At 57.6% G+C, this 255-nt stretch carries 1 protein-coding gene; it reads left to right on the plus strand.

Going from position 1 to position 255, the window contains the following annotated elements; all coding sequences use genetic code 11:
* Positions 1-19: 19 nt before the first annotated feature.
* On the plus strand, positions 20-255 hold a 236-nt coding region (locus tag SB660_RS22090; protein ID WP_410584607.1), incomplete at its 3' end, for a hypothetical protein.

A 255-nucleotide genomic window follows, 5' to 3' on the forward strand; every position in this document is an offset into this window, starting at 1 on the left:
GTCTGGTTGAAAGGAAATCATGAAGCACGGGATCAAGCGTCGACTGGCAGGCATGGGTGCCAAGCGTGCTCTTTCCGCACAAAATTCTGACAGTGGGTTCGACGCTGTCGGCCCCATAGCAGTGTTTGCTCCGACCTCTCACGGTTCTTTCGGAGATGAAGCACTTGTGCTCGGCACGGGGTTCTTGCTTGACAAGCTCTCTCAGCCATGGCAGCTGATTGCCCCCGGTGCCTCGCAACCATGGCGCGATGTGGG

The organism is Bacillus sp. SIMBA_005 (assembly GCF_046535585.1).
Lineage (GTDB): Bacteria > Bacillota > Bacilli > Bacillales > Bacillaceae > Bacillus > Bacillus pumilus.